Below are 21,919 nucleotides of genomic sequence, written 5' to 3' on the forward strand. Positions count from 1 at the left end.
AACGGGCGCTCAGTCCGTCTTGCGGTAGATGAGCCAACGCAACTCGATCGGCGAGTGCTCGCGCTCGACGTCGAACACGTCAAGGCCATTGGCCCACCCCTCGAACCACGCGGTGGGCGGCCAGGCGCCTGCGGGCAGGTGGGCCTTCTCGTATTCGTACGCGGAGTCGTCGGCGATCAGCTCGAGGGGCAGGCCCGCCACCGCAGTCGCCATCTGGTCGCGCGTGTAGATCATGGTGTTGCACTGCTGGCCGAACTGCAGCGTGGAATCGTCGGGCACATAGCCGTCGCGGGGCAGGAACGTGCTGAACAGCAATCGTCCCGAGGGAGCCAGGCATTCGGCGGCCAGTTCGAACATGCCCCGCAGCTCCTGGGTCGTGCGGAAGTCGGGCACCACCTCGGCGAGCACCATCAACTGGTATTCGTCGTGGACGCTTTCCATCGCCGTGAAGACATCGCTCTGAATCACCCGCACGGCCAGCGATTCGCTCTGCGCCTCCGCGCGCATGATGTCGGCCAGCTTCGCGGCCATCTCGACCGCATCCACGGGGTGGCCGCGACGGGCCAGCGCGAGGGCGTTGCGGCCGGTCCCCGCCCCGACGTCCAGCACGCGGTAGGTCGTCGGATCAGCCGCTTCGGCGGCCAGAGCGAGTACCCGCGCGTCGGGCTCGGTGCCGAACAGTGGCCCCGGGCGCACGTCCACCCATTCGTCGTAGGCGGCGTCGAGCGTCCGCCATTCGGCTTTGACGCGGATGTTGACGCTCGTCCCGAAGGGGGCGCTGAACGAGATGACGACGTCCGAGCGGGGGGATGCCTTGAAGCCCTTCGCCAGCTCGGCCTCCAGCGAGATCCGCAGCTGCGCGGACTGTTCTGGCGTGTGCCAGACGCCCAGGGTGGCGCAAACGTTGGCGCACAATTGCACGTACTCGTCGATCAGGCTCGGGACGGCCGGCACTCTGATGTGCCCCTCGGCCGACGTCCGTCGATACCACCGCCTGATCATCGACTCGTAGAGGATCGACGGCTCGAGAGGCTCAGAAGGCGGAACCTGCACCAGAACCTTCTACACGACCCGGCGGCTTTGCACCACCGATTGGATCCACCCGCCGATCACCCCGACCCCGCGGCGTCTTCCAACAAATCGGCGGCCTTCGCGACGCTTTCGGCGGGTTTGGTCATCCGCGCGGCCACCTCTCGGGCTCGGGCGGCACATTCCGGAGTAAGGATCGAGCGCAGGTCGGCGACTAGTGAGTCCAGGGTGCTATCGAAAAAGCCCCGCCCGGCACCGACTTCCAAATGTTCGATACCCTCTGCCCACATCGGCTGGTCCCACACCGTCCAGAGAATCAGCGTCGGAACCCCGGCGCGCAGACCCGCAGCCGTAGTGCCCGAGCCCCCGTGGTGGACCACTGCGCGGCAGGCGGGAAAGATGGCCGCGTAATTCAGCGCATCCACCACCTTGACGTGAGGCGACCGTGGAACGCGGCGAAAGTCGTTGGCGCCGGCGCAGATCAACGCCCGCTCACCCAACTGCGCGCAGGCCGCGCTTATGACGGCGACCGTCTCGGCGGGAGAATCAATCGGGGTGCTGCCGAAACCGAAGTAGATCGGCGGCGTCCCATCGGCGATCCAGGTCAGCACCTCGTCGTCAAAATGGGTTGGCAACTCCAGCGTCAAGGAGCCGACGAAGGGCCGCCGACCGCCGGGCTCGACCCATTCGGCCGCGGGCCCCGGCAAGCAGAGTTCGTCATAGGTTTGAAGTTCGAGCAATCCGCTTTCCGAGCGCGCCGGCGCGGCCGCCTGCGGCAATCCGAGTTCACGACGTTGCGCGTCCGCCGCATCCCCGGCGATCCGCGAATACACATCACTTGAGGGCATGATCCGAGCCGGGAAGACGTGTAGCGCGGCGAACGGGATCCCGTGATATTCGGCGACGTTGGCCGCCAGCGCCTGGTCGTTCATGTGCCCCAGGAGGAGGTCCGCTCCCTGGGCCAGTGCCGTCAGGGTCGTGCTCTTCTCCAACCAGATTCGGTGGACCCGGTCAGCCACTTGCGGCGCTGCGCCAATGCCATGGAAGTGGCCCAGGAGTTCCCTCGCCGCGATCATGGCGCGTTGAGTGTCGGGCCCGTAAGCGATCCCGGCCAGCCCCGCCGACTCGACGAAACCCACCTTGTCCGGCGGAACGGCCAGGCTGACGTCGTGGCCTCGGCGGGAGAGCTCCCGGCCGATCGCGGCGCAGGGCTCGATATCGCCGCGCCCCCCGTAGCTCGCCATCACGAACTTCATCCGCTCCGCCCTCACTCGCGGTATCCGATATCGATCCAAGCAGACCCGCCATGTCGCGCCGGTCCGCTCTGATTGGCTGGGCCCGCACGGGCAAAGCCCGAGGCCGCTCCGTGGCGTTGACAGGCTCCACTGCGCTGCGAGGGTAATTTATCGGTGTTCTCAGGGAGGACGATGTGGGGTAAGGGGGCAGCACCCGGTTATCCACCGGTGCCGGACCTGTACTACTAGAGGAAACAAGATTTGTTTGCTGCCCGTTGGGCAATCCCCCTACCGCCCGCAACGAGCCGTTAACGCCGTGGCTAACTGTTAACCCGTCCGGAGGAGACGACGACATGGACTTCGCAGCACTGCCTCCGGAGATCAACTCCGCGCGGATGTATACCGGCCCCGGTGCCGCGCCGCTGCTCACCGCCGCGATGGCCTGGGACGCGCTGGCCGTCGCCCTGCATTCCGCGGCGACCTCCTACCAGGCGGAGGTCACGGCGCTGACCGGCGGGTCGTGGCTCGGGCCTGCGGCGGAGGCGATGGCGGCCGCGGCCGCCCCGTACGTGACCTGGACGCGCAGCGCCGCGGCGCAGGCCGAACAGACCGCCAACCAGGCCAAAGCCGCCGCGGCGGCGTACGAGGCGGCGTTCGCCGAAACGGTGCCGCCGCCGGTGATCGCGGCCAACCGCAGCCTGCTGATGTCCCTGATCGCGACGAACGTCTTCGGGCAGAACACGCCGGCGATCGCGACCACGGAGGCGCAATATTCGGAGATGTGGGCCCAAGACGCCGGGGCCATGTACGCCTACGCGGCGGCGTCGGCGGCGGCGGCGAGGCTGACGCCGTTCGCCCCGCCGGAAACGAGCACCGATTCGGGCGGATCGGTGCGGCAGGCCGCCGCCCTGACCCAGGCCGCAGGCACGTCGGCCGGCAAGGTGCAAAACGCCCTGTCGTCGGCACAAGCCTTCTCTGCGGCGCCCAATGCGCTGCTCAACCTCGCGAGCCCCCTCGATTTCGGCTTCGGCGGGCGGGACCTGCTGGGGCTGGCAGCCGACCTGAGCGCGGTGTTCGTCGACCCAGAAGTCGGCACGGCGGGGCTCGCCGCCGCCATCGTGGCGCTTCCCTACGACGTCTCCGGGGCGTTGACCGGTTTCCACACCGACGACATCGTCAGCGGCTGGGCGGGGGTCCAGTCCTGGCCCGGCTCGGCGCCGGTGCCCCCGACGCCTTTCCCGGTCATCACCAACCTGGCGGGGGGCTCGGCGGCGACGGCTTCCCTGGGCGAGGCCAATACGGTCGGCGCAATGTCGGTGCCGCCGGCCTGGGCGGCCGCCGCCCCCGCGGTGCGCCCGGCCGCTCTGGCCCTGCCCGCCACCAACGTGGGCGCCGCCGCTCCAGCCTCGTCCGCAGGCACCGGGAGCTTGTTCGGCGAGATGGCCGCGGCGAGCATGGCCGGGCGTGCCATAGCCGGCACGGGCGGCGCAGGTCGCGCGGAGCGAATCAGGGCCTCCACGCAGAAGGCGACCGAGGGTGCCCCCGCGGCGCCGCAAGTCCCGGCCGGTGGCCCGATCACCAGCATCGCCGCCGAGTTGCGCGAGCTGGCCTCCCTGCGGGACGCGGGGATCATCACGGAGGACGAGTTCCTCGAACAGAAGCAGCGGCTGCTCCCACACTGACGGTGTCGTGCACCCGTTTTCCGTGGCGACAAACGCGTCCGATATCGACAGATGTCGCGGTCAATTGTTTCGTATGATATTTGTATGCTGGTGCGTCATTTTAGGGTCGGTGTCGGTAGGAAGTTCGAAATTATCGTGCCGCTAACGCTCGCGTCACCAACACGGCATCATCTGGCTATATCGGCGACCCGAAATGCCAGCCTTTCGCTCTCTAGGTGCCTTTCACTTTGGATCTCGCCAAGCCGGTTCAGCTGCAGGACAGCGCCATCGGGCTGGCAATACGACCACGGAATAGTGGTCCGGCAACCTGTAGTGCGGGCACCGCAATTTTCTTAGTTTTAATATCTGTTCACGCCGCCCACTCATATACTGACCCCACCCTCAACACCGACAAGAAAAGAAGGTCGTGAAATGCTTGCACCGCGTTTGCTGGCCAAACTGACGATTCCCGTGATGATTGGCGCTGCCCTGACCGCGAGCACCGCAATTGCCTCGGCCGACAGCACCGACGACGCCTACTTGACGAAATTGCACAACCTCGGGTTCACGTGGCCCTCGTCGAGTGACTCGGACATGATCGCGCTGGGACACGCGGTGTGCGCCGACCGGATGGCCGGCAAGACGCCGGATGCGATCGCCGCCGACCTGCATTCCGGCATGAGCGCGAAGGGCTTCTCGTTCGCGGACATGACCGGCTGGGTCAGCGCGGCGGAGTCGACCTACTGCCCGGGCTGATCGTCCTCAGACCCACCACCTGAGTTCCGCGCCCTGCCCGCATAGTCTGATCCAGACAATGCGGGCAGGGTCGCTAGGTGGGGACAGCCAGTGGAGCAGCCGACGGCCTTTTCAGGTCAAGCCGCGGGCGAGATGCGGGTTGAGAGCCTGCTTCGCTACCCGGTGAAGTCGATGCTCGGCGAGACCGTGCCGAGCATGTTCGTCGACGAACACGGCGCCGAGGGGGACCGCCGGCTTGCCCTCCTCGACACCACTACCGGTCACGTGGCCAGCGCCAAGAACGCCCGGCTCTGGCGCGAGCTGTTGAAGTGCACGGCCAGCCGCCACGACGGCGGGGTGCACATCGAGCTGCCCGACGGGACGAGGGTGGCGGCCGACGACCCTGGCATCGATGATCGGCTCTCGCAGCTGTTGGGGCGATCGGTCCGGCTGGTCACCCAGCGCGCCGACGGCGCGACGTTGGTGCGCCCGGACCCCGAGCAGCTGCTCGAACTGGGCCTGGACGCCGAAGTCGGCGGCCGCATCTTGGAGATCGCGCAGGCGACGCCGGGCGACTCGTTCACCGACGAAGCCCCGCTGCACGCGATCACGACCGCCACGCTCGAACACATCGGCGTCGAGGCCCTGCGGTATCGCCCGAACCTGGTGGTCGCGACGCCGCCGGGTTGCCCGCCCTATGTGGAGAACGACTGGGTCGGCGGTGAGATCGCGGTCGGCGAGGCGAGGCTGCATGTCCTGACGGCAACGTCGCGCTGCGTCGTACCGACGCTCGAGCACGGCCCACTGCCGCGCGCCGCGCAGGCGCTCCGCACCCCCGCCGCCGAAAACCGTTGGGATACGGGCGGTCACGGCGCTCAGCCGTGCGCGGGTGCATATCTGGCGGTGGTGACCGGTGGCGTCATCCACGTCGGTGAATCCGTCACGATCGGCCGGTAGGCCGTTCAATCACCGATCGCCGCGAAGTCCACCCAGAGATGGCGTGGCCCGCGGAACACCTGATTGTGCCGGTATGGCGGCGGGTCGACCACCAGCTTCGGAGAGTCGACGCGACGCACGAAGACCTCCAGCGCCAGGTTGACCTCCAGCCGCGCCAGCGGGCCGCCCATGCAGGTGTGAATGCCGCTGCCCCAACCGAAATGCTCATTGTCGGGCCGCAGCGGATCGAAGCGATCCGGGCTGTCGAACCGACGCGGGTCCCGGTTGGCGGCGGCGTAAATCAGATACACCGCCGAGCCGGCGGGGATCACGGTTCCGCCGACCTCGATGTCGGCGGTCGCGCTGCGGCTGGGAAAGAACTGCACCGCCGACTGCAGCCGTTGCACCTCTTCGATGACGCGGGGAATGAGCTCGGGGCGCCGCCGAACCAGTTCCCACGAGCCGGGATTGCGCAGCAGCGTCATCACGCAGTTGCTGATGGTGTTGACCGTCGAGTCGTGACCGGCCACGAGCAGCAGCATCGCGTTGGATGTCGCCTCCTGCAACGACATCGGGCCGTCCGGGCCGTCATCGTGCAGCAAACTGGACAGCAAGCCGTCGCCCGGGTTCGTCGCATACCTGCGCACCAGGTCGCCCAGATACGCCAGCAAGGCGGCGGTGCCCGCGCGGCCCCGCTCGGCGAGCGCGCGCCCTTCCTCGGTGGCGCCCTCCGGACCCAGGTCGAGGCCCATCATGAAGTCGAAGATCCAGGAGTGAAACATCGGCTCGTCTTCGACGGGTACGCCAAGGATCTTGCAGATGACGGCGACGGGGATCGGGTAGGCGAATTCCTCCACCACGTCCACGCGGGTGGCGCCGCGCGCCTTGGTTTTGTCGAGGAGGTCGTTGGCCAGCCGCACGACAAGCGGTTCCATGTCGGGAATGACGTCGGGGGAATGCGGGGGGCCGAAGTGGCGCATGACCTGGCGCCGGGCCCGGTCGTGATCGGGCGGGTCGGAGACGATGATGCTCGGCTCGCGGCCGTAGGCCTGCATGTGTCCGCTGCCGGGCTCGGGGTCGGGCTTCTCGACGCCGAAATCCGCTGGGCTGCGGCGAATGTCGGAGCTGATTCGCGGGTCGTGGGCCAGGATGAGCAACTCGGGATAGCCGGTGACCACGTAGGTCTTGTCGGCGACCTTGGCTACCGGCGCCTTGCGCAGCTCTTCGAAATACGGGTAGGGGTTCGGCCGGTTCTCGAACTTCATCGCTTCGGCCCAGGCGGTCGCGGCGTCCAATGTCGTCTCCCGTCAGCGGATCCGGGGCCGGAATTCGGCGCCCCGCGAGGTCGGGTCGTGCCCGGTGAGCACCACGTCGGGGATGTCCGTCCGTTCGCGCGGGTCGGGGAATCGGGCCGGCATCGGCTCGAAGATGGCGGGACGGTCGTAGCCCGGTGGCGGCGGCGGAAACGGGGCGGATCGCTCGATGAGGGAGGCGTAGTAGGGCAGCCACTTGCCGTGGTTGAACGTCACCGCGCCGACGACGCGGCCCCGGTGACCGTAGGCGGCCGCGAAGCGGCGTTGCTCGACCGAGCCCTGGGTGAAGACGATCTCGTCGCCGAACGAGCACACGCCGACGCTCTTGATGTTGACGCCGAACTGCCCGGACCAGAACGAGGGCAGTGGCAGGTGCGGCCGACGTCCCGTCTCGACGCTGATCATGTTGTTGGCCGCCACCGCGGCACCGAAAACGGCGTTGTCCCAATGCTCTTGCGACATGAACTGGTACTCGTAGAGCACGTGCGGGGCGCGCGCCACGTCGCCGGCGACGAAGATGTTGTCGGTCACCACGCCGTTGATGTCGAACGCGCGGCAGCCGGCGTCGCAGGCCACCCCCCAAAATCCGCTCGCGAGCTGCGCCCCCTCGAGCCATTCAACGTTGCGGATCGAGCCCAGTGAGGCCACGACGACGTCGACCTCGAGCACCGTGCCGTCGGACAGGCGGGCGGCGCGGACGTGGCCGTCGGCGTCACCGTCGAGGCCGTCGACCGCGACACCGGTGCGCAGGTCGACGCCCGCCTCGATCTGCATCTGCGCGGCGATGTCGCCGATCACGCCGCCCAGGGCGCCCGTCAGGGGTGCCTTGCCGCGCTCGGCGACGCTCACCGGTAGATCGAGATCGCGGCACACCGAGGCGATCTCCGATCCCACGAAACCCGAGCCGACGATGAGCACCCGGCGCGGCCGCGCCTTCAGGGCCGCTGCCAGCTTCGCCGCGTCGTCGCAGGTGCGCACGGTGAACAGCCCCTCCAGAGCTGCCTCTTCGGGGTTGAACCAGGGCCGCGCCCTGGTGCCGGTGGCGATCAGCAGCCGGTCGTAGTCGACCTTCTCGCCGTTGGCCAGCAACACCTGGCGATTGGACCGGTCCAGCCCCACCGCCGCCACGCCGAGCCGCCACTGCGCGTCGACGGGACGCAGGCGGGGAAGCTTGGTGTGGTCGGCGGGCACCCAGCCCTTCAGAACCTGCTTGGACAACGGCGGTCGGTCGTAGGGTTCGTGGGGCTCGTCGCCGATGATGGTCAACTGGCCCCGAAACCCCGTCTCGCGCAGCGCTTCCGCGGCGCGCAAGCCGGCCAGGGAGGCTCCCACGATGACGATCCGGCCCTCGGCTCTGAACGTGTCGACCAGCTGGCTGACCAACGAACCCGTGCTCATACGGTGTCCCGGTCCGACGGCGGATCCACTTCGAGGATGATCGCCTGCACCGGGCAGGAAGCCGCCGCACGCAATACCCGCTGCCGCGCGGAATCGTCGGGATTCGGGTCGTAGGCGAGCGCTTCTTCACCGACGAGCTGCAGTACGTCGGGCGCCAGCGGGACGCACTGCGCGTAGCCCTGGCACTTGTTGAGATCGACGACCAGCCGCATGCCCCGACCTTCCGCCCGTCGGCTACCAGCATTCTTTGAGGGCAGACTACTTCGCGGCGGGCGCCCGCCACAGGGTTCACGAAAGATTCGCGCCCAGTGCGACCGGGTCCGGCGCGCGTCAGTCAGGCACCCAGATTGCGCAGCGCTGTTCCTTGGCGAAACCCAGATAGCTCACGCCGCTCCCTCCGTTGGGGCGTTGCATTCCCGCCCAGGACGGGCCCAAAACGGGAGGCCGCGTTTACTCCGCCGATGGGCGGCACATCCCGCCGCGATCGCGTTGGGTGTGCGAGGAATTGCGGCGCCAGGGGCCGCCGTCTACGCGTCGGTGCGCGGGGTGGGACTCTGCGCCGATTCCCATTTCGACTCGAGCGATCGGGTCACCGTCGTACCGGCGGCCAGGTGGAGCTGGAAGGTTTCCCCGTCGCCGGCCTCGAACGTGAGGAGGTAGCCGCCCTCGGTGGCGTCCTTGAACACCACCTTGTAAGGCTGTTCACCAGAGCCGCGGTCGACGGCGATGATGTCGCCTGGGGTGACGTCGTCGATGGGGTCGTTACCGGAGACTTTGGACATGCCTTCGACGGTAACCGATCGGAAACGCGCTGCGCAGCGCGATACCGTCCGGCGCGCGACTTCCGTTGAGCTGCTGGGCAATTCACTCGCCGAGAGCGCCGATCCGGGCGAACCAACAGGTGGTGACCCAGGTCACAGCCGGGTTTGATCGGCGATATCGGTGGCCTGGTGGAGCGCGGGACGGCGCCCGCCGAACGCAGCGGCGCGCTGGGCCGCGCCGCGCACCTGGACGCGAAGACGCGACCAGGAAGGAACAGGCCGACGCCAGGCTGAAGGGCGTCCGCGACGAGGCGGTCGAGGACCGCCAAGAAAGCGCAGGCGGCCGCCCGGCGGGGGATCAAGAGGCCTGCGAGACCGCCGAGCAACGCAACCGTGCGGCAACGCAGTCGGCCCGGGCCGACACGCGCACCGAGGCGGAGCGCGTCGCGCAGCCGGCGGGCGCCGAGAAGCAACGGCGCCGAGGGGAGCGCGCGAAAGGCTGGCGTGTTCAGGCGCGCGCCGGCGGCCCCTGGTTGATCTTGTTGGCGGCGAACGTGGCGGCCTGGTTGGTCATCCCGGCGTCGATGTAGGAGACGTGCGCCATGATGTTGCCGCCGCCGGAACAGATCGGGTCGTCGGGGGCACACAAGCTGAGGGTCTTGGATCCGTACGCCGGATTGATCGTCGGAAGCGGCTGGCCGCCCCACAGCATGGACGAGAACCCGCTGCTGGGCTCCCCGAACAGCGCGACGGCGGCGACGTGATCGGCGACCGACGGCGGCATCGCGTTGGTGGCCAGATCGATCACCGTTGAGCCTTGGGAGTACCCGCCGAGCACGATCCTCGAGTTCGGGCAGCTGGCGACGGTGTCCTGGATGTGGGTGCTCGCGTCGTTGGAGCCGGCGTTCGCGCTGTTGTGGTAGTCGTCGTTGGCCGGGTAGTTGACCGCGTAGACGTCGACGGACTTCCCGCCGAGCTGCGAGGTGAGCGAATCCACGAAAGCCTGGCCGATGTTGCCCAGCCCGGGCTCCTGATGCGTGCCCCGGGCGAAGACCACCGAGACGTCGGAGCAGGCATCGGCGGCGGCGGTGGGGAGGGCGACCGGGACGCTCAGCGCTGCCCAGGTCGTCGCCACCGAGACACCGACAATACGACCAAATCTGCGTGCACTCATGGCGGAAATCCTGTCACACCGCCGGTCCCGGCGGTCCCGGCGGTTGGCGCTACCGCGCCCCCACCACCTCGGCGCGCCGAATCATCTTGCAGCACAAGGGTTGTCGGCCTGCGGCAGCCGGATGCGGATGGGGCCGCTCCAGTCGTCGTCGGGATCGACGACGTTGCCGCGCTGCGTGATCTGCACGTCGCCCGATCTGGCCAGCTTCCGCGCGGCGTCACGGGCGTCGGCCATCAAGTCGCGCCAGTTCTCGCCGCCCACGGCCCGGGCGGCGTCCGACGGGCAGATGCTGCTCCGCGGGCCTCGATGCTCGGTCAACGCGCGGATCGACGATTCCAGCCGCCGCCCGATCGGCCCCGCTCCGAGAGCGATCTCGGCGTGGTCGGCGCCGCGACCACCACCATCACGCACCCGGCCGAGTTCGGCGCGCAATCGCTCACCCACCCAACCAGTGAAGGGCAACGCGGCGGTGTCCGCCACCACGTCCTCAAACCTCGGTCCGTGCGCGCCGGTGCAGCCGCTGGGTGCAGGACCTGACCGATCTGCTCGCGGCCGAACTGCCGTCCTGCCGGTTGCGCTCCGCGTTGTGCCGGCTAGCGGCCGCGCCACTGGGGCTTGCGCTTCTCGGCCCACGCCCGCAGCCCCTCGGCGACGTCCTCGGTCGCCCCGGCCACCTTGCGCATGGTCTCGCCGAAGCGGACCGCCTCGATCCAGCCCATGTTCGCCGTGCGCCACGCCACCTCTTTGGTGGCGCGTTGCGCCAGGGGAGCGGCCTCGGTGAGCGTCCGCGCCCACGCCCGGGCCTCGGCCTGCAGCTCGTCGGGATCCACCAGCTTCCAGACCAGACCGACCTCCTTGGCCCGCGCCGCGCTCATCGGCTTACCGGTCAGCAGGAGTTCCATGGCATTGGCCCAGCCGATCCGCTGGGGCAGCCGGATGGCCCCGACTATGGTCGGCACCCCGATCGACACCTCGGGAAAGGAGAAGCTGGCTTCGGTGCTGGCGATGACGAAGTCGCAGAACAGCACCCCGGTCACGCCGTAGCCGATGCACGGCCCGTGTACCGCCGCGATGGTCGGCTTGAACAGCTCCATCCCGGATTCGAAGGAGTTGATGGTCGGCTTCTCCCAGAAGGTGCCGCCGAAGGTACCGACCGATCCCTCGCCGTCCTTGAGGTCGCCGCCCGCGCAGTACACGTCGCCGTTGGCCGTCAGGATCGCGACCCAGGCGTCCAGATCGTCGCGGAACCGCTCCCACGCCGCATTCAAGTCCCGGCGGAGGGCGCCGTTGATGGCGTTGCGAGCCTCGGGCCGGTTGAGGGTGATGGTGGCGATGTGGTCGGCCAGCTCATAGGTGACGAGGCTCATGGGTTCACCCTAGGGCGGCCGACGGTCGATGCGGCCCGCGCCTATCCTGGCCAAAGTGGCCGAATTGTCCGTCCCGGAACTGCGCGCCCGCCTCGACGGTCTGACCACCCGCGACGCCGCACGCCTGGGTAGGCGCCTGAGGAACCTGCGGGGCGCGCAACCCGACGTACGGCGGCAATTCGCCGAGCAGATCGCGAACGCCGAGGCACTCGTCGCCACCCGGCGGGCCGCGGTGCCGGCGATCGCCTTCCCCGACCTCCCGGTCAGCGAGCGGCGGCAGGAGATCGCCGACGCGCTGCGCGCCAACCAGGTCGTGGTCGTCGCCGGCGAGACCGGCTCGGGCAAGACCACCCAACTGCCCAAGATCTGCCTTGAGGCCGGCCGGGGAATCCGGGGAACCATCGGGCATACCCAGCCCCGGCGGCTGGCCGCGCGCACCGTCGCGCAGCGCATCGCCGACGAACTGGGCAGCCCGCTGGGCGAGACGGTCGGCTACACCGTCCGGTTCACCGACCAGGTCAGCGACCACACCCTGGTCAAGCTGATGACCGACGGCATCCTGCTCGCCGAGATTCAGCGCGACCGCCGGCTGCTGCGCTACGACACGCTGATCCTCGACGAGGCCCACGAGCGCAGCCTGAACATCGACTTCCTCCTGGGTTACCTGCACGAGCTGCTGCCGCGCCGTCCCGACCTGAAGGTCATCGTCACCTCGGCGACCATCGAGCCGCAGCGGTTCGCGGACCACTTCGGCGGCGCGCCGATCGTGGAGGTTTCCGGACGGACGTACCCGGTGGAGATTCGCTACCGGCCGTTGGAGGTTCCGGTGTCGAGCGGTACAGGCGACGACCCGGACGACCCCGATCACGAGGTCGTGCGCACCGAGACCCGAGACGAGGTCGAGGCGATCGTCGACGCGGTCGGGGAACTGGAGGCCGAGCCCGCCGGCGACGTCCTGGTGTTCCTCTCGGGTGAACGCGAAATCCGTGATACGGCAGAGGCTTTGGGCGGACTGAGAAATACCGAGGTGCTTCCCCTGTACGCCCGGCTGCCCACCGCCGAGCAGCAGAAGGTGTTCGCGCCCCACACCGGGCGCCGGGTCGTGCTGGCGACCAACGTGGCCGAGACGTCGCTGACCGTGCCCGGCATCCGCTACGTCGTCGACCCCGGCAACGCCCGCATCTCGCGGTACAGCCGCCGCCTGAAGGTGCAGCGGCTGCCGATCGAACCCATCTCGCAGGCGTCCGCCGCGCAACGGGCCGGCCGCTGCGGCCGCGTCGCTGCCGGGGTGTGCATCCGCCTGTATTCCGAGGAGGACTTCGCGGCCCGTCCGCGGTACACCGAGCCCGAGATCCTGCGGACCAACCTCGCCGCGGTGCTGTTGCAGATGGCGGCGCTGCGGCTCGGCGAGGTGGAGAACTTTCCGTTCCTCGACCCGCCGGACCGGCGCAGCATCCGCGACGGGGTGCAACTGCTGCAGGAGTTGGGGGCGTTCGACGCCCACGGCGCCATCACCGACCTCGGGCGCCGACTGGCGCGGCTGCCCGTGGACCCCCGGCTGGGCCGGATGATCTTGCAGGCCCAGGCCGAGGGTTGCGTGCGTGAGGTGCTGGTGTTGGCCGCCGCGCTGACCATTCCCGACCCGCGGGAACGTCCCACCGACCGCGAGGAGGCGGCGCGCCAGAAGCACGCCCGCTTCACCGACGACGGTTCCGACTTCCTGTCCTACCTCAACCTCTGGCGATACCTACAAGAGAAACGAAAAGCGCTGACCGGCAACGGCTTTCGCCGGATGTGCCGAGACGAGTTCCTGCACTACCTGCGCATCCGCGAGTGGCAGGACCTGGTCGGGCAACTGCGCAGCATCGCCCGTGACCTGGGCGTCGTCGAAGACGCCGCATCCGCGGAGCCGGCCGAACCGGCGCGGGTGCACGCGGCGCTGCTGGCCGGCTTGCTGTCGCATATAGGGATGCGCCGAGAGGACGGGCGCGAGTATCTGGGCGCGCGGAACTCGCGCTTCCTGCTCGCGCCGGGCTCGGCGCTTACCAAACGGCCGCCGCGCTGGGTGGTCGTGGCGGAACTGGTCGAAACCAGCCGCCTCTACGGGCGCACCGCCGCGCGGATCCAGCCCGAGGTGGTCGAGCGGGTCGCGGGCGATCTGGTGCAACGCACCCACAGCGAGCCGCATTGGGACGCCAAGCGCGGCGAGGTGATGGCCTACGAGCGGGTGACGCTCTACGGCCTGCCACTGGTCGCGCGCCGTCGCGTCGGGTATGCCCACGTGGAGCCGGCGGTGGCGCGGGAGCTGTTCATCCGGCATGCGCTGGTGGAGGGGGACTGGCAGAGCCGCCACCGCTTCCTCCGCGACAACGCGCGGCTGCGCGCCGAGCTCGAGGAGCTCGAGGAGCGGGCCCGCCGCCGCGACCTACTTGTCGGTGACGATGAGGTCTACGGGTTCTATGACGCGCGCGTGCCCGCGGATGTCGTGTCGGCGCGCCACTTCGACGCGTGGTGGCGCAAGCAGCGCCACAAGACACCACAGCTGCTCACGTTCACTCGTGACGACCTGTTGCGCACTGGCGACACGGCCGACGCCGAGCGGCCGACCGTCTGGCGTTCGGGTGATGTCGCGCTGCCGCTGACCTACCGGTTCGAGCCGGGCGCCCCCGACGACGGCGTCACGGTGCACGTGCCGATCGACGTGCTCGCGCGGTTGGGCGGTGACGAGTTCGCCTGGCAGGTGCCGGCGCTGCGCGAGGAGCTGGTGACCGCGCTCATCCGTTCACTGCCAAAGGACCTGCGCCGCAACTTCGTTCCCGCCCCCGACACCGCGCGTGCCGTGCTGGCTGGGATCGACCCGGCGGGGGAGCCGCTGCTGGAGGCGTTGCGGCGCGAACTACGCCGACGCACCGGGGTTTCGGTCCCGGTCGACGCCTTCGATCCGGACAAGCTTCCGGCGCACCTGCGGGTGACCTTCGCGGTCGAGTCCGGTGACGGCACCGAGGTCGCTCGCGGGAAGGACCTGGCCGCGTTGCAACAACGGCTGGCCGCGCCCGCCCGCCGGGCCGTCGCCCTGGCGGTCGCCGCCGAGCTGGAACGGACCGGCCTGCGCGGCTGGCCCGACAACCTCGACGCGGTGCCACCCGTCATCGAGCGAACGGTCGACGGACGCACCGTCCGCGGCTTTCCCGGTTTCGTCGACGCCGGCGGCGCCGTCGGCCTGCGGGTGTTCGCGAACCAGGCGGAGCGGGACGGCGCGATGGGCCCGGGCATGCGCCGGTTGGTGCGGCTGAGCGTGCCGTCTCCGGTCAAAGCCATTGAGCGGCAATTGGATCCGCGCACACGGCTCGTCCTCGGCGCGAACCCGGATGGCTCCCTGGCCGCGCTGCTCGAGGATTGCGCCGACGCGGCGACGGACCCGCTGCTGCGGAGGCCGGTGTGGAATAGGGACGAGTTCGCCGCGCTGCGCGATGGCGCGGCCGGCGCTCTGGCGCCGGCGACCGCCGACATCGTGGCCCGTGTGCAGCAGGTGCTGGCGGCCGCGCAGGACGTGCGGCTGCTCCTGCCCGGTCGGCCCGCGCCCGCACAGACCGACGCGATCGCCGACGTCCAGGCTCAGCTGGGCCGGCTGTTGCCGCCGGGGTTCGTCACGGCCACGGGTCGCGCCCACCTGTCCGACCTCGTCCGCTACCTGACGGCAATCCGCCGGCGCCTCGAGCGGCTGCCGTCCGCGGTCGAGCCGGACCGGGATCGGATGCGGCGGGTGCACGCCGTCCAACACGCCTACGAAGAACTGGCGCACACGCTGTCACCCGTGCGGCGGGCGGCGGAGGACGTCCGCGACGTTGCGCGGCAGATCGAGGAATTGCGGGTCAGCCTGTGGGCGCAGCAGCTGGGCACGCCACGGCCGGTGAGCGAGCAGCGGATCTACCGCGCCATCGAGGCGCTGCGCGACAGTCCGTGAATTACCTTCCCACTCTCAACCTATAGCGCACTGGGGGGCTTGCGGCAAGGCCAGGGTGATGCCGCACAATCGCTGGCCGAAGCCATTTTTCGCTCTACAGCAGGGGGTTGGGAGTGCTGTCACCCAGGAATGTCGAACATGCGGTGCTGATAGCCGGAGGCGGCCCGACGGGACTGATGCTGGCCGGTGAATTGGCGTTGGCGGGGGTCGATGTGGCGATCCTCGAGCGGCGCCCCGACCGGAATCTGATCGGTGCGCGCGCCGGGGGTCTGCATGCGCGCACGATCGAGGTGCTCGATCAGCGCGGCATCGCCGACCGGTTTCTCGCCCGGGGCCAGGTCGCCCAGGTCGCCGGGTTCGCCCAGATTCGGCTGGACATCAGCGACTTTCCCACCCGGCATCCGTACGGTCTTGCCCTGTGGCAGAACGAGATCGAAAGCATCCTCGCCGACTGGGCAAACGAGCTCGGGGTGCGAATGCATCGGGGACAAGAGGTGACGGGCATCGCCCAGGACGCCAGCGGTGTTGACGTCACGTTGTCCGATGGCCGTTCCATGCGAGGCGGATACCTCGTCGGCTGCGACGGCGGCCGTAGCGTCGTCCGGAAAGCCGCCGGTATCGATTTCCCGGGCTGGGAGCCGACGACCAGCTACCTGCTCGCAGAGGTCGAAATGGATTACGGCACCGGCGATTCGCCCGAGTGGGGCATTCGCCACGACGCGCTCGGCGTCCATTCTCTGGCCGCGTCCGAGGGCGGCGGGCCGGTTCGTGTCATGGTCACCGAGCGGCACCTGGGACCAAACAGCGAACCCACGCTGGACGACCTGCGTGAGGGGCTCATCGCGGTCTACGGCACGGACTACGGGATCCACAGTCCCGCTTGGCTTTCCAGGTTCGCCGACACGGCGCGACAGGCCGCGAGCTATCGCGCGGGGCGTGTCCTGCTGGCCGGCGACGCCGCGCATGTGCACCACCCGGTGGGCGGACAGGGTCTGAACACCGGTGTACAGGACGCGGTCAACCTGGGCTGGAAGCTGGGACAGGTGGTCGACGGCACGTCACCCGACAGCCTGCTCGACACCTACCACGCCGAACGGCACCCGGTCGCCGCGCGCGTGCTGCGCAACGCGGTCGCGCAGATGGCGCTCCTGCGCCCCGACGACCGCACCAAGGCCTTGCGCGACACCATGTCCGACGTCCTCGGCATGGACGAACCACGCAAACGGTTCGCCGCGATGATGTCGGGCCTGGACATCCGCTACGACCTCGGCGACGGACACCCGCTGCTCGGACGCCGAATGCCCGATCTCGACGTCGTCAGCGCCGACGGCCCGCTGCGGGTCTACTCGCTGTTACACCGCGCCCGGCCGGTGCTGCTCAACCTCGGTGAGCCGGGCCGATTCGATATCGGCCGGGTCCAGACGATCGACGCGGAATACGCCGGTGGGTGGGAGCTTCCGGCGCTCGGCGCGGTCGAGGCCCCTGATGCGGTGCTGATCCGGCCGGACGGACATGTCGCCTGGGTGGGCGGTTCCACCGGTGCGGGGCTTCGGGACGCGCTCGACGCCTGGTTCGGCGCGCCGTCCGCGGTCAGGCCTTAGTCGGGCGGCTCCTCCGTGGAGCCTCGAGTGGGGGCGCGCTCGCGGTCGCTGGGCTTGCCGGCGACGCCTTCGGCCTCACGATCGTCGGCGACTTTCTCCTCGAGCTTGTCAACGATGTCTTCCAGCTCCTCCGAGTGACCCCGTAGGTCCTTGTCCGGTCTCGTCATATCGCTTTCCATCGACTGTGGTCGGGTACCGCCCCGCCGGTACCCCATACCCCGTCAGCCGGACGGTAACCGGCCGTGGAGTGTGATCCTGCCATCCCGGGCGCCAAACGCCGCGTTGAAGGGGCCCGGGGAGTGAGGGACGCGACATAACGCCGCGGCGATGGAAGTATCGCAGGGGTGGCCGATAAGAAACCGCAGACCATCTCGTACCCGGCGGCCGGTGGGCGTCCGCACCGTCACGAAACCGAATCGCTCGACCCGCACGTCATCGTCCTGTTCGGCGCGACGGGGGACCTGGCGAAACGCAAGTTGCTCCCCGGGCTGGCCTATCTGGACCAGTCCGAGCTTGCACCGGACATCCAAATCGTCGCGACGTCGTTGGAAGACATCAGCGACGACGAATTCCGGGAGATCGCGAAAGAGGCGATCGATTCGTTCGGTAGCCACAAGCTCTCGGACGAACAATGGGCCAACTTCGCGAAGATCATCACCTACATTCCGCAGGGCCGCGGGCCGGAGGCGCTGGCGGAGGCCGTCGCCGAAGCCGAAGCCAACCTGGGCCCCAAGGTCAGGCGGTTGCACTACCTGTCGGTGCCGCCGAAGGCCGCGCGAGAAGTCATTTCCATGTTGCGTGAGGCGAAACTCGTCGACCGCTCGCGTGTAGTGATGGAGAAACCGTTCGGAACCGATTTGGCGAGCGCGGTCGCGCTGAACGACTTCGTGCACGAAACGTTCGAGGAATCCCAGATCTTTCGGATCGATCACTTCCTGGGCAAGGAGGCGGCCCAGAACATCCTGGCGTTCCGCTTCGCCAATGGTCTGTTCGAGCCGATCTGGAACCGCAACTTCATCGACCATATTCAGATCGACATCCCCGAAGCCCTCGGCCTGGATCAGCGGGCTAACTTCTACGAGGAGACCGGCGCCTACAAGGACATGGTGGTGACCCACCTGTTCCAGGTGATGGCGTTCGTGGTGATGGAGCCGCCGACGGCGCTGGAACCCTTTGCCATCAGCGAAGAAAAGAACAAGGTGTTCCGGTCGATGCTGCCGGTCAAGCCTTCCAACGTCGTACGCGGCCAATACGGCGGATACCGCGACGAAAAAGGCGTGGCCAAGGATTCCGACACCGAGACGTTCATCGCGCTCAAGGTCGGCATCGACAATTGGCGCTGGGCCGGCGTGCCCATCTATCTGCGCACCGGCAAGAAGATGGCCGAGGGCATCCGCATCATCTCGATCGCGTTCAAGGAGGCGCCGCGAACGATGTTCCCGCCAGGCTCGGGGGTGGGGACTCAAGGTCCCGACCACCTCACGTTCGACCTGGCCGACAACTCCAAGGTGTCGTTGTCGTTCTACGGCAAGCGGCCGGGCCCCGGCATGAAGCTGGACAAGCTGTCCATGCAGTTCTCCTCCCAGGAGATCGACACCGTCGTCGATGTGCTGGAGGCGTACGAACGGCTCATCCTGGACGCGATGCGCGGTGACCACACACTTTTCAATACCGCCGAGGGCATCGAATCGCTGTGGGAGCGTTCGCAGGAGCTGCTCGACGACCCACCGCCGGCCAAGATGTACCAGCCGGGCACGTGGGGCCCCAACGCGATTCACCAGTTGATCGCGCCGAACGCGTGGCGGCTGCCGTTCGAACGGGAATGGCGCGACGCCAAGCCCGACCGCTAGGAGCGCATTCAGCCCAGCTCGGCGCTGATGTAGGTGATGGCGTGCCGGAACCGCTTGATGATCTCGTTGTCCGGCATGACGAAGCCGTGGTCGGCGTATAGCTGCTCGGTGGGGTAGGGGGTGACCACCCAGCCGGTGGCCGCCAGGCGTTCCCCGGCGGGGTGGCGCTCCCCGTGCCACACCAGGTCGGCGACGTCGATGTCCAGTCCGTGCTTGCGCCACGCGGCGCGCATCGCCCGGGCTCGCTCGTCGGTGAACACGGCCATGTCCCTGATGTTCTCGGTGGCCAGCCGGCTACCGGGCGCGCTCAGCGCGGTGATGTTGTCCAACAGCCGGTCCTGCGCCTGCGGCGGCAGGTAGGGAAGCAGGCCTTCGGCGATCCAGGCGGTGCGCACCGACGTGTCAAAGCCGTTGTCGCGCAGCGCCGTTGGCCAATCGTCGCGCAGGTCGACAGCCACGGTCCGCCGTTCGGCGGTCGGTTCGGCGCCGAGGCGGGCCAGCGTGTCGCTCTTGAAGGCGATGACCTCGGGCTGGTCGACCTCGTAAACCACCGTGCCCGGCGACCAAGCCAACCGGTATGCCCGGGCGTCGAGTCCGGCGGCCAAGATGACGGTCTGACGTATGCCGGCTCCGCTCGCGGAGGTGAGGAAGTCGTCGAAAAACCGGGTGCGCACGGCTATTTGCTCGCGACGCTGCTGCAGGGTGAAGGGCATATCGTCGTCGTCGAGCGGGATTTCGCCGTCCAGCATGCGGACGAAGAAGGGGTGCCCGACCGCGCGTACCAAGGGCTCGGCGAACCGGTCATCGAGCAGCGGATCCGGCCCGCGGGAGGCCAGCGCGCGGGACGCGGCGACCATCGTCGCGGTCGCCCCGACGCTGGAGGCCAAGTCCCAGCTGTCGCCTTCGGTGCGTGCCGAACCAAGTGATGACACTCGCCGCTCCCTCCTGTATCCCCGCGGATCGCCTGCGCGATCACACCGCCAAGACCGAAGGGTACTTTCTGCCTATGCCGCGCTCACCACGCACCCGTTGAGCCCGACGACAGGAAGCGAATCACTCGATGGCACCGACCCTGCGCCCGCGCCGCTCCGCGTTGTACCTGCCCGGCAACAAGCCGCGGGCCTTGGAGAAGGGGAAATCGCTGCCCGCGGACGTGGTCATCTTCGACCTCGAAGATGCCGTGGGGCCCGACGCCAAAGCCGATTCGCGGGCGACGGTGTGCGAAGCGGCCTCGTCGGGCGGCTACGCGCCCCGCGAGGTCGTGGTGCGCATCAACGGCTTGGACACCGAGTGGCACGACGAGGACCTGGCGGCGGTGGCCGGTACGAGCGCACACGGCGTGCTGGTGCCCAAAGTCGAGTCGGGCGAGCAGGTCCGGGCGCTGGCCGCGACCTTGGGCAGGCTGGGCGCTCCGGATTCGTTGCAGCTGTGGGTGATGATCGAGACGCCGCGATCCTTCCTGCGGGCCGAAGAGATCGCCTCGGCCAGTGACCGATTGGCCGCGCTGGTGATCGGCACCAACGACCTGGTGAACGACCTGCATGCCCTGCACGTGCCCGGTCGCGCGCCCGTCGTCCCCGCGTTGTCCTTAGCGGTGCTGGGGGCCAGGGCGGCAGGGAAGGTGATCCTGGACGGGGTGTTCAACGACATCACCGATGAGGCCGGCTTTCGGGCCGAGGCGCGGCAGGGCCGCGAAATGGGTTTCGACGGCAAGAGTTTGATCCATCCGTCCCAGATCGGGCCCGCCAACGACCTTTTCGGTCCATCGGAGCGGGAACTCGCCGACGCCCGCAAGGTGGTGACGGCCTACCGGGAGGCGCGGGCGGCGGGGACGAGTGTCATCACGGTGGACGGTCGCATGATCGAGAGCCTGCACGTCCGCAACGCCGAACGGATCCTCGCCCTCGCCGAGATCATCGAGGAAGTGGCATCCGCGTCGTAGCCGTCCTGGCTTATTGCTTGTCGACCTTGCCCGCGATCTGACCGGCGAGCTTGACGGCCAAGTCGGCGGGATCCTTGCGGATCGCGCTGACATCGATCGCGACGTTGTTGCGGACCGTCAGCGCCCGCTGAGCGGTCATGGTGAGCAGGACGTTGCCGTTGTCGCGGATTGTCATCGTCAGCGTGGTGCTCAACGTGCCGTTGTCGTTGGAGACCGGTCCCACCTGCCAGCCCGTCTCCGGGGTGTCCTGCCCGGCCGGAGTCGTGAACTGCCGGTTGGCGCAGGCCGGCCAGCGCTGCGCCGAGGTCGCGTAGAAGGCGTTGGCTTCCTTGGGGGTCGGGAACAGCACCAGCACCTGTTCCACCTCGGGGTCCGGCTCGTTGGAATTCGGGGGAAGTGACGCAGTTTCGTCGTCGCCGCTCACCGCGGTGTAGCCGCTACCGGCATACACGGGAGCCTGCCCGGGGCCGATCGCGTAGACGCAGTCGTCGGGGAATTTCCAGCCCGCGGGCCACGGCTGCTTCGCGGCGTCGTCCTTCAGCTTGTCGTTCTTTTCCTTGCTCTTCGATCCGGTGGCGCCCAGGGCGCTGTCGAGGTCCGCGGACGTAAGCAGCAAGCCCGGCAGCGCCGCCTGCGCGACCGGCGGCCTGGTGGACGTCGTGGTCGAGGAGCCGGGAGCACCGCCGTTGCTGCCGCCGCACGCGGCAACCAGGATCCCGATGGCGGCGGCGGACATCGCGGTCGTCAGTTGGCGCATGTGTTGCTCACCCTTCGTGCCGTCGGGCCCCCGCGCGACCGGCGCATCCGCTGCCCGATGCTCAGAGGTGGACGGAAGCATAACCGCTTCGACAGCAAATTGCGTGATTCGTCGCAAAGTCTTCAACAGTTCAGCACTTAGCCGCTGTTCCGGGTTGAGCCCGCGTGGACACTCGGCGATCTGACACCGGAACCGC

The 21,919-nt window shown here is 68.7% G+C and carries 19 protein-coding genes; 7 read left to right on the plus strand and 12 right to left on the minus strand.

Going from position 1 to position 21,919, the window contains the following annotated elements; translation table 11 throughout:
- Nucleotides 1-9: 9 nt before the first annotated feature.
- Nucleotides 10-1,002 carry a bifunctional 2-polyprenyl-6-hydroxyphenol methylase/3-demethylubiquinol 3-O-methyltransferase UbiG gene (locus tag A5701_RS07965; RefSeq protein ID WP_067750633.1) on the minus strand — a complete coding sequence of 331 codons (993 nt, stop codon included), beginning with the start codon at nt 1,000-1,002 and terminating at the stop codon, nt 10-12.
- A gap of 107 nt (nt 1,003-1,109) precedes the next feature.
- On the minus strand, nt 1,110-2,285 hold the full coding sequence (locus tag A5701_RS07970; protein WP_067750636.1) for a glycosyltransferase: 1,176 nt from the start codon (nt 2,283-2,285) through the stop codon (nt 1,110-1,112).
- Between the two features lie 332 nt (nt 2,286-2,617).
- Between A5701_RS07970 and A5701_RS07975 the strand changes: the two genes are divergently transcribed.
- The 3 genes from A5701_RS07975 to A5701_RS07985 all read left to right on the plus strand — a co-directional run bounded on the left by A5701_RS07975 (nt 2,618) and on the right by A5701_RS07985 (nt 5,617).
- The gene (locus A5701_RS07975; protein ID WP_067750639.1) at nt 2,618-3,946 is read left to right on the plus strand and encodes a PPE domain-containing protein; all 1,329 of its coding nucleotides are present in this window, start codon (nt 2,618-2,620) and stop codon (nt 3,944-3,946) included.
- A gap of 411 nt (nt 3,947-4,357) precedes the next feature.
- A complete protein-coding gene (locus A5701_RS07980; RefSeq protein WP_067750642.1) occupies nt 4,358-4,681 on the plus strand; it encodes a DUF732 domain-containing protein in 324 nt (107 codons plus the stop codon).
- A 132-nt stretch (nt 4,682-4,813) separates the two neighbouring features.
- Nucleotides 4,814-5,617, plus strand: coding sequence for an MOSC domain-containing protein (locus A5701_RS07985; RefSeq protein WP_156669980.1), 804 nt, complete (start codon nt 4,814-4,816; stop codon nt 5,615-5,617).
- 5 nt (nt 5,618-5,622) lie between these two features.
- Here A5701_RS07985 and A5701_RS07990 read toward each other — a convergent pair whose 3' ends face one another.
- From A5701_RS07990 to A5701_RS08020, 7 genes are all read right to left on the minus strand, one after another.
- Nucleotides 5,623-6,891 (minus strand): cytochrome P450, encoded by a 1,269-nt coding sequence (locus A5701_RS07990; protein ID WP_231972785.1) that lies wholly within the window; start codon nt 6,889-6,891, stop codon nt 5,623-5,625.
- Nucleotides 6,892-6,903: 12 nt separating this feature from the next.
- Nucleotides 6,904-8,307 carry an NAD(P)/FAD-dependent oxidoreductase gene (locus A5701_RS07995; RefSeq protein ID WP_067750649.1) on the minus strand — a complete coding sequence of 468 codons (1,404 nt, stop codon included), beginning with the start codon at nt 8,305-8,307 and terminating at the stop codon, nt 6,904-6,906.
- Complete coding sequence (locus tag A5701_RS08000; protein WP_067750654.1) at nt 8,304-8,519, minus strand: ferredoxin; 216 nt, start codon at nt 8,517-8,519, stop codon at nt 8,304-8,306. The genes A5701_RS07995 and A5701_RS08000 overlap by 4 nt, the downstream gene beginning before the upstream one ends.
- A gap of 315 nt (nt 8,520-8,834) precedes the next feature.
- Nucleotides 8,835-9,089, minus strand: a complete 255-nt coding sequence (locus A5701_RS08005; RefSeq protein ID WP_067750658.1) for a hypothetical protein — start codon at nt 9,087-9,089, stop codon at nt 8,835-8,837.
- Nucleotides 9,090-9,576: 487 nt separating this feature from the next.
- Nucleotides 9,577-10,242, minus strand: a complete 666-nt coding sequence (locus tag A5701_RS08010) for a cutinase family protein (RefSeq protein ID WP_067750662.1) — start codon at nt 10,240-10,242, stop codon at nt 9,577-9,579.
- Nucleotides 10,243-10,323: 81 nt separating this feature from the next.
- A complete protein-coding gene (locus A5701_RS08015) occupies nt 10,324-10,725 on the minus strand; it encodes a DUF3253 domain-containing protein (RefSeq protein WP_231972786.1) in 402 nt (133 codons plus the stop codon).
- 110 nt (nt 10,726-10,835) lie between these two features.
- Nucleotides 10,836-11,609, minus strand: a complete 774-nt coding sequence (locus tag A5701_RS08020; protein WP_067750666.1) for an enoyl-CoA hydratase/isomerase family protein — start codon at nt 11,607-11,609, stop codon at nt 10,836-10,838.
- A gap of 55 nt (nt 11,610-11,664) precedes the next feature.
- Here A5701_RS08020 and hrpA point away from each other — a divergent pair, with 55 nt between their 5' ends.
- Both hrpA and A5701_RS08030 read left to right on the plus strand, forming a co-directional pair.
- A complete protein-coding gene (gene hrpA, locus A5701_RS08025) occupies nt 11,665-15,573 on the plus strand; it encodes an ATP-dependent RNA helicase HrpA (protein ID WP_067750669.1) in 3,909 nt (1,302 codons plus the stop codon).
- Between the two features lie 113 nt (nt 15,574-15,686).
- Nucleotides 15,687-17,174, plus strand: a complete 1,488-nt coding sequence (locus A5701_RS08030) for an FAD-dependent monooxygenase (protein WP_304528221.1) — start codon at nt 15,687-15,689, stop codon at nt 17,172-17,174.
- Here the strand turns inward: A5701_RS08030 and A5701_RS08035 are convergent.
- Nucleotides 17,171-17,353, minus strand: coding sequence for a hypothetical protein (locus A5701_RS08035; protein WP_067750677.1), 183 nt, complete (start codon nt 17,351-17,353; stop codon nt 17,171-17,173). The two genes, A5701_RS08030 and A5701_RS08035, sit on opposite strands and share 4 nt — an antisense overlap.
- Before the next feature lie 165 nt (nt 17,354-17,518).
- On the opposite strand from A5701_RS08035, the gene zwf reads away from it, so the two are divergent.
- Nucleotides 17,519-19,024, plus strand: a complete 1,506-nt coding sequence (gene zwf / locus A5701_RS08040; RefSeq protein WP_067750681.1) for a glucose-6-phosphate dehydrogenase — start codon at nt 17,519-17,521, stop codon at nt 19,022-19,024.
- A gap of 8 nt (nt 19,025-19,032) precedes the next feature.
- Here zwf and A5701_RS08045 read toward each other — a convergent pair whose 3' ends face one another.
- Nucleotides 19,033-19,956 carry a class I SAM-dependent methyltransferase gene (locus A5701_RS08045; RefSeq protein WP_067750685.1) on the minus strand — a complete coding sequence of 308 codons (924 nt, stop codon included), beginning with the start codon at nt 19,954-19,956 and terminating at the stop codon, nt 19,033-19,035.
- Nucleotides 19,957-20,084: 128 nt separating this feature from the next.
- On the opposite strand from A5701_RS08045, the gene A5701_RS08050 reads away from it, so the two are divergent.
- Nucleotides 20,085-20,966: a CoA ester lyase gene (locus tag A5701_RS08050; RefSeq protein ID WP_067750688.1), complete on the plus strand. Its 882-nt coding sequence runs from the start codon at nt 20,085-20,087 to the stop codon at nt 20,964-20,966.
- Between the two features lie 10 nt (nt 20,967-20,976).
- Here A5701_RS08050 and A5701_RS08055 read toward each other — a convergent pair whose 3' ends face one another.
- Complete coding sequence (locus tag A5701_RS08055) at nt 20,977-21,723, minus strand: sensor domain-containing protein (protein WP_067750691.1); 747 nt, start codon at nt 21,721-21,723, stop codon at nt 20,977-20,979.
- Nucleotides 21,724-21,919: the final 196 nt, after the last annotated feature.

Origin of the sequence: Mycobacterium sp. E3305 (genome assembly GCF_001666785.1) — a bacterium.
Classification (GTDB): Bacteria; Actinomycetota; Actinomycetes; order Mycobacteriales; family Mycobacteriaceae; genus Mycobacterium.

Excerpts from the sequence above, each read along its gene's own strand:
- A5701_RS07965 (WP_067750633.1), bottom strand. The coding sequence starts at position 1,002 with ATGATCAGGCGGTGGTATCGACGGACGTCGGCCGAGGGGCACATCAGA.
- A5701_RS07970 (WP_067750636.1), bottom strand. The coding sequence starts at position 2,285 with ATGAAGTTCGTGATGGCGAGCTACGGGGGGCGCGGCGATATCGAGCCC.
- A5701_RS07975 (WP_067750639.1), top strand. The coding sequence starts at position 2,618 with ATGGACTTCGCAGCACTGCCTCCGGAGATCAACTCCGCGCGGATGTAT.
- A5701_RS07980 (WP_067750642.1), top strand. The coding sequence starts at position 4,358 with ATGCTTGCACCGCGTTTGCTGGCCAAACTGACGATTCCCGTGATGATT.
- A5701_RS07985 (WP_156669980.1), top strand. The coding sequence starts at position 4,814 with ATGCGGGTTGAGAGCCTGCTTCGCTACCCGGTGAAGTCGATGCTCGGC.
- A5701_RS07995 (WP_067750649.1), bottom strand. The coding sequence starts at position 8,307 with ATGAGCACGGGTTCGTTGGTCAGCCAGCTGGTCGACACGTTCAGAGCC.
- A5701_RS08000 (WP_067750654.1), bottom strand. The coding sequence starts at position 8,519 with ATGCGGCTGGTCGTCGATCTCAACAAGTGCCAGGGCTACGCGCAGTGC.
- A5701_RS08005 (WP_067750658.1), bottom strand. The coding sequence starts at position 9,089 with ATGTCCAAAGTCTCCGGTAACGACCCCATCGACGACGTCACCCCAGGC.
- A5701_RS08010 (WP_067750662.1), bottom strand. The coding sequence starts at position 10,242 with ATGAGTGCACGCAGATTTGGTCGTATTGTCGGTGTCTCGGTGGCGACG.
- A5701_RS08020 (WP_067750666.1), bottom strand. The coding sequence starts at position 11,609 with ATGAGCCTCGTCACCTATGAGCTGGCCGACCACATCGCCACCATCACC.
- A5701_RS08035 (WP_067750677.1), bottom strand. The coding sequence starts at position 17,353 with ATGGAAAGCGATATGACGAGACCGGACAAGGACCTACGGGGTCACTCG.
- A5701_RS08050 (WP_067750688.1), top strand. The coding sequence starts at position 20,085 with ATGGCACCGACCCTGCGCCCGCGCCGCTCCGCGTTGTACCTGCCCGGC.
- A5701_RS08055 (WP_067750691.1), bottom strand. The coding sequence starts at position 21,723 with ATGCGCCAACTGACGACCGCGATGTCCGCCGCCGCCATCGGGATCCTG.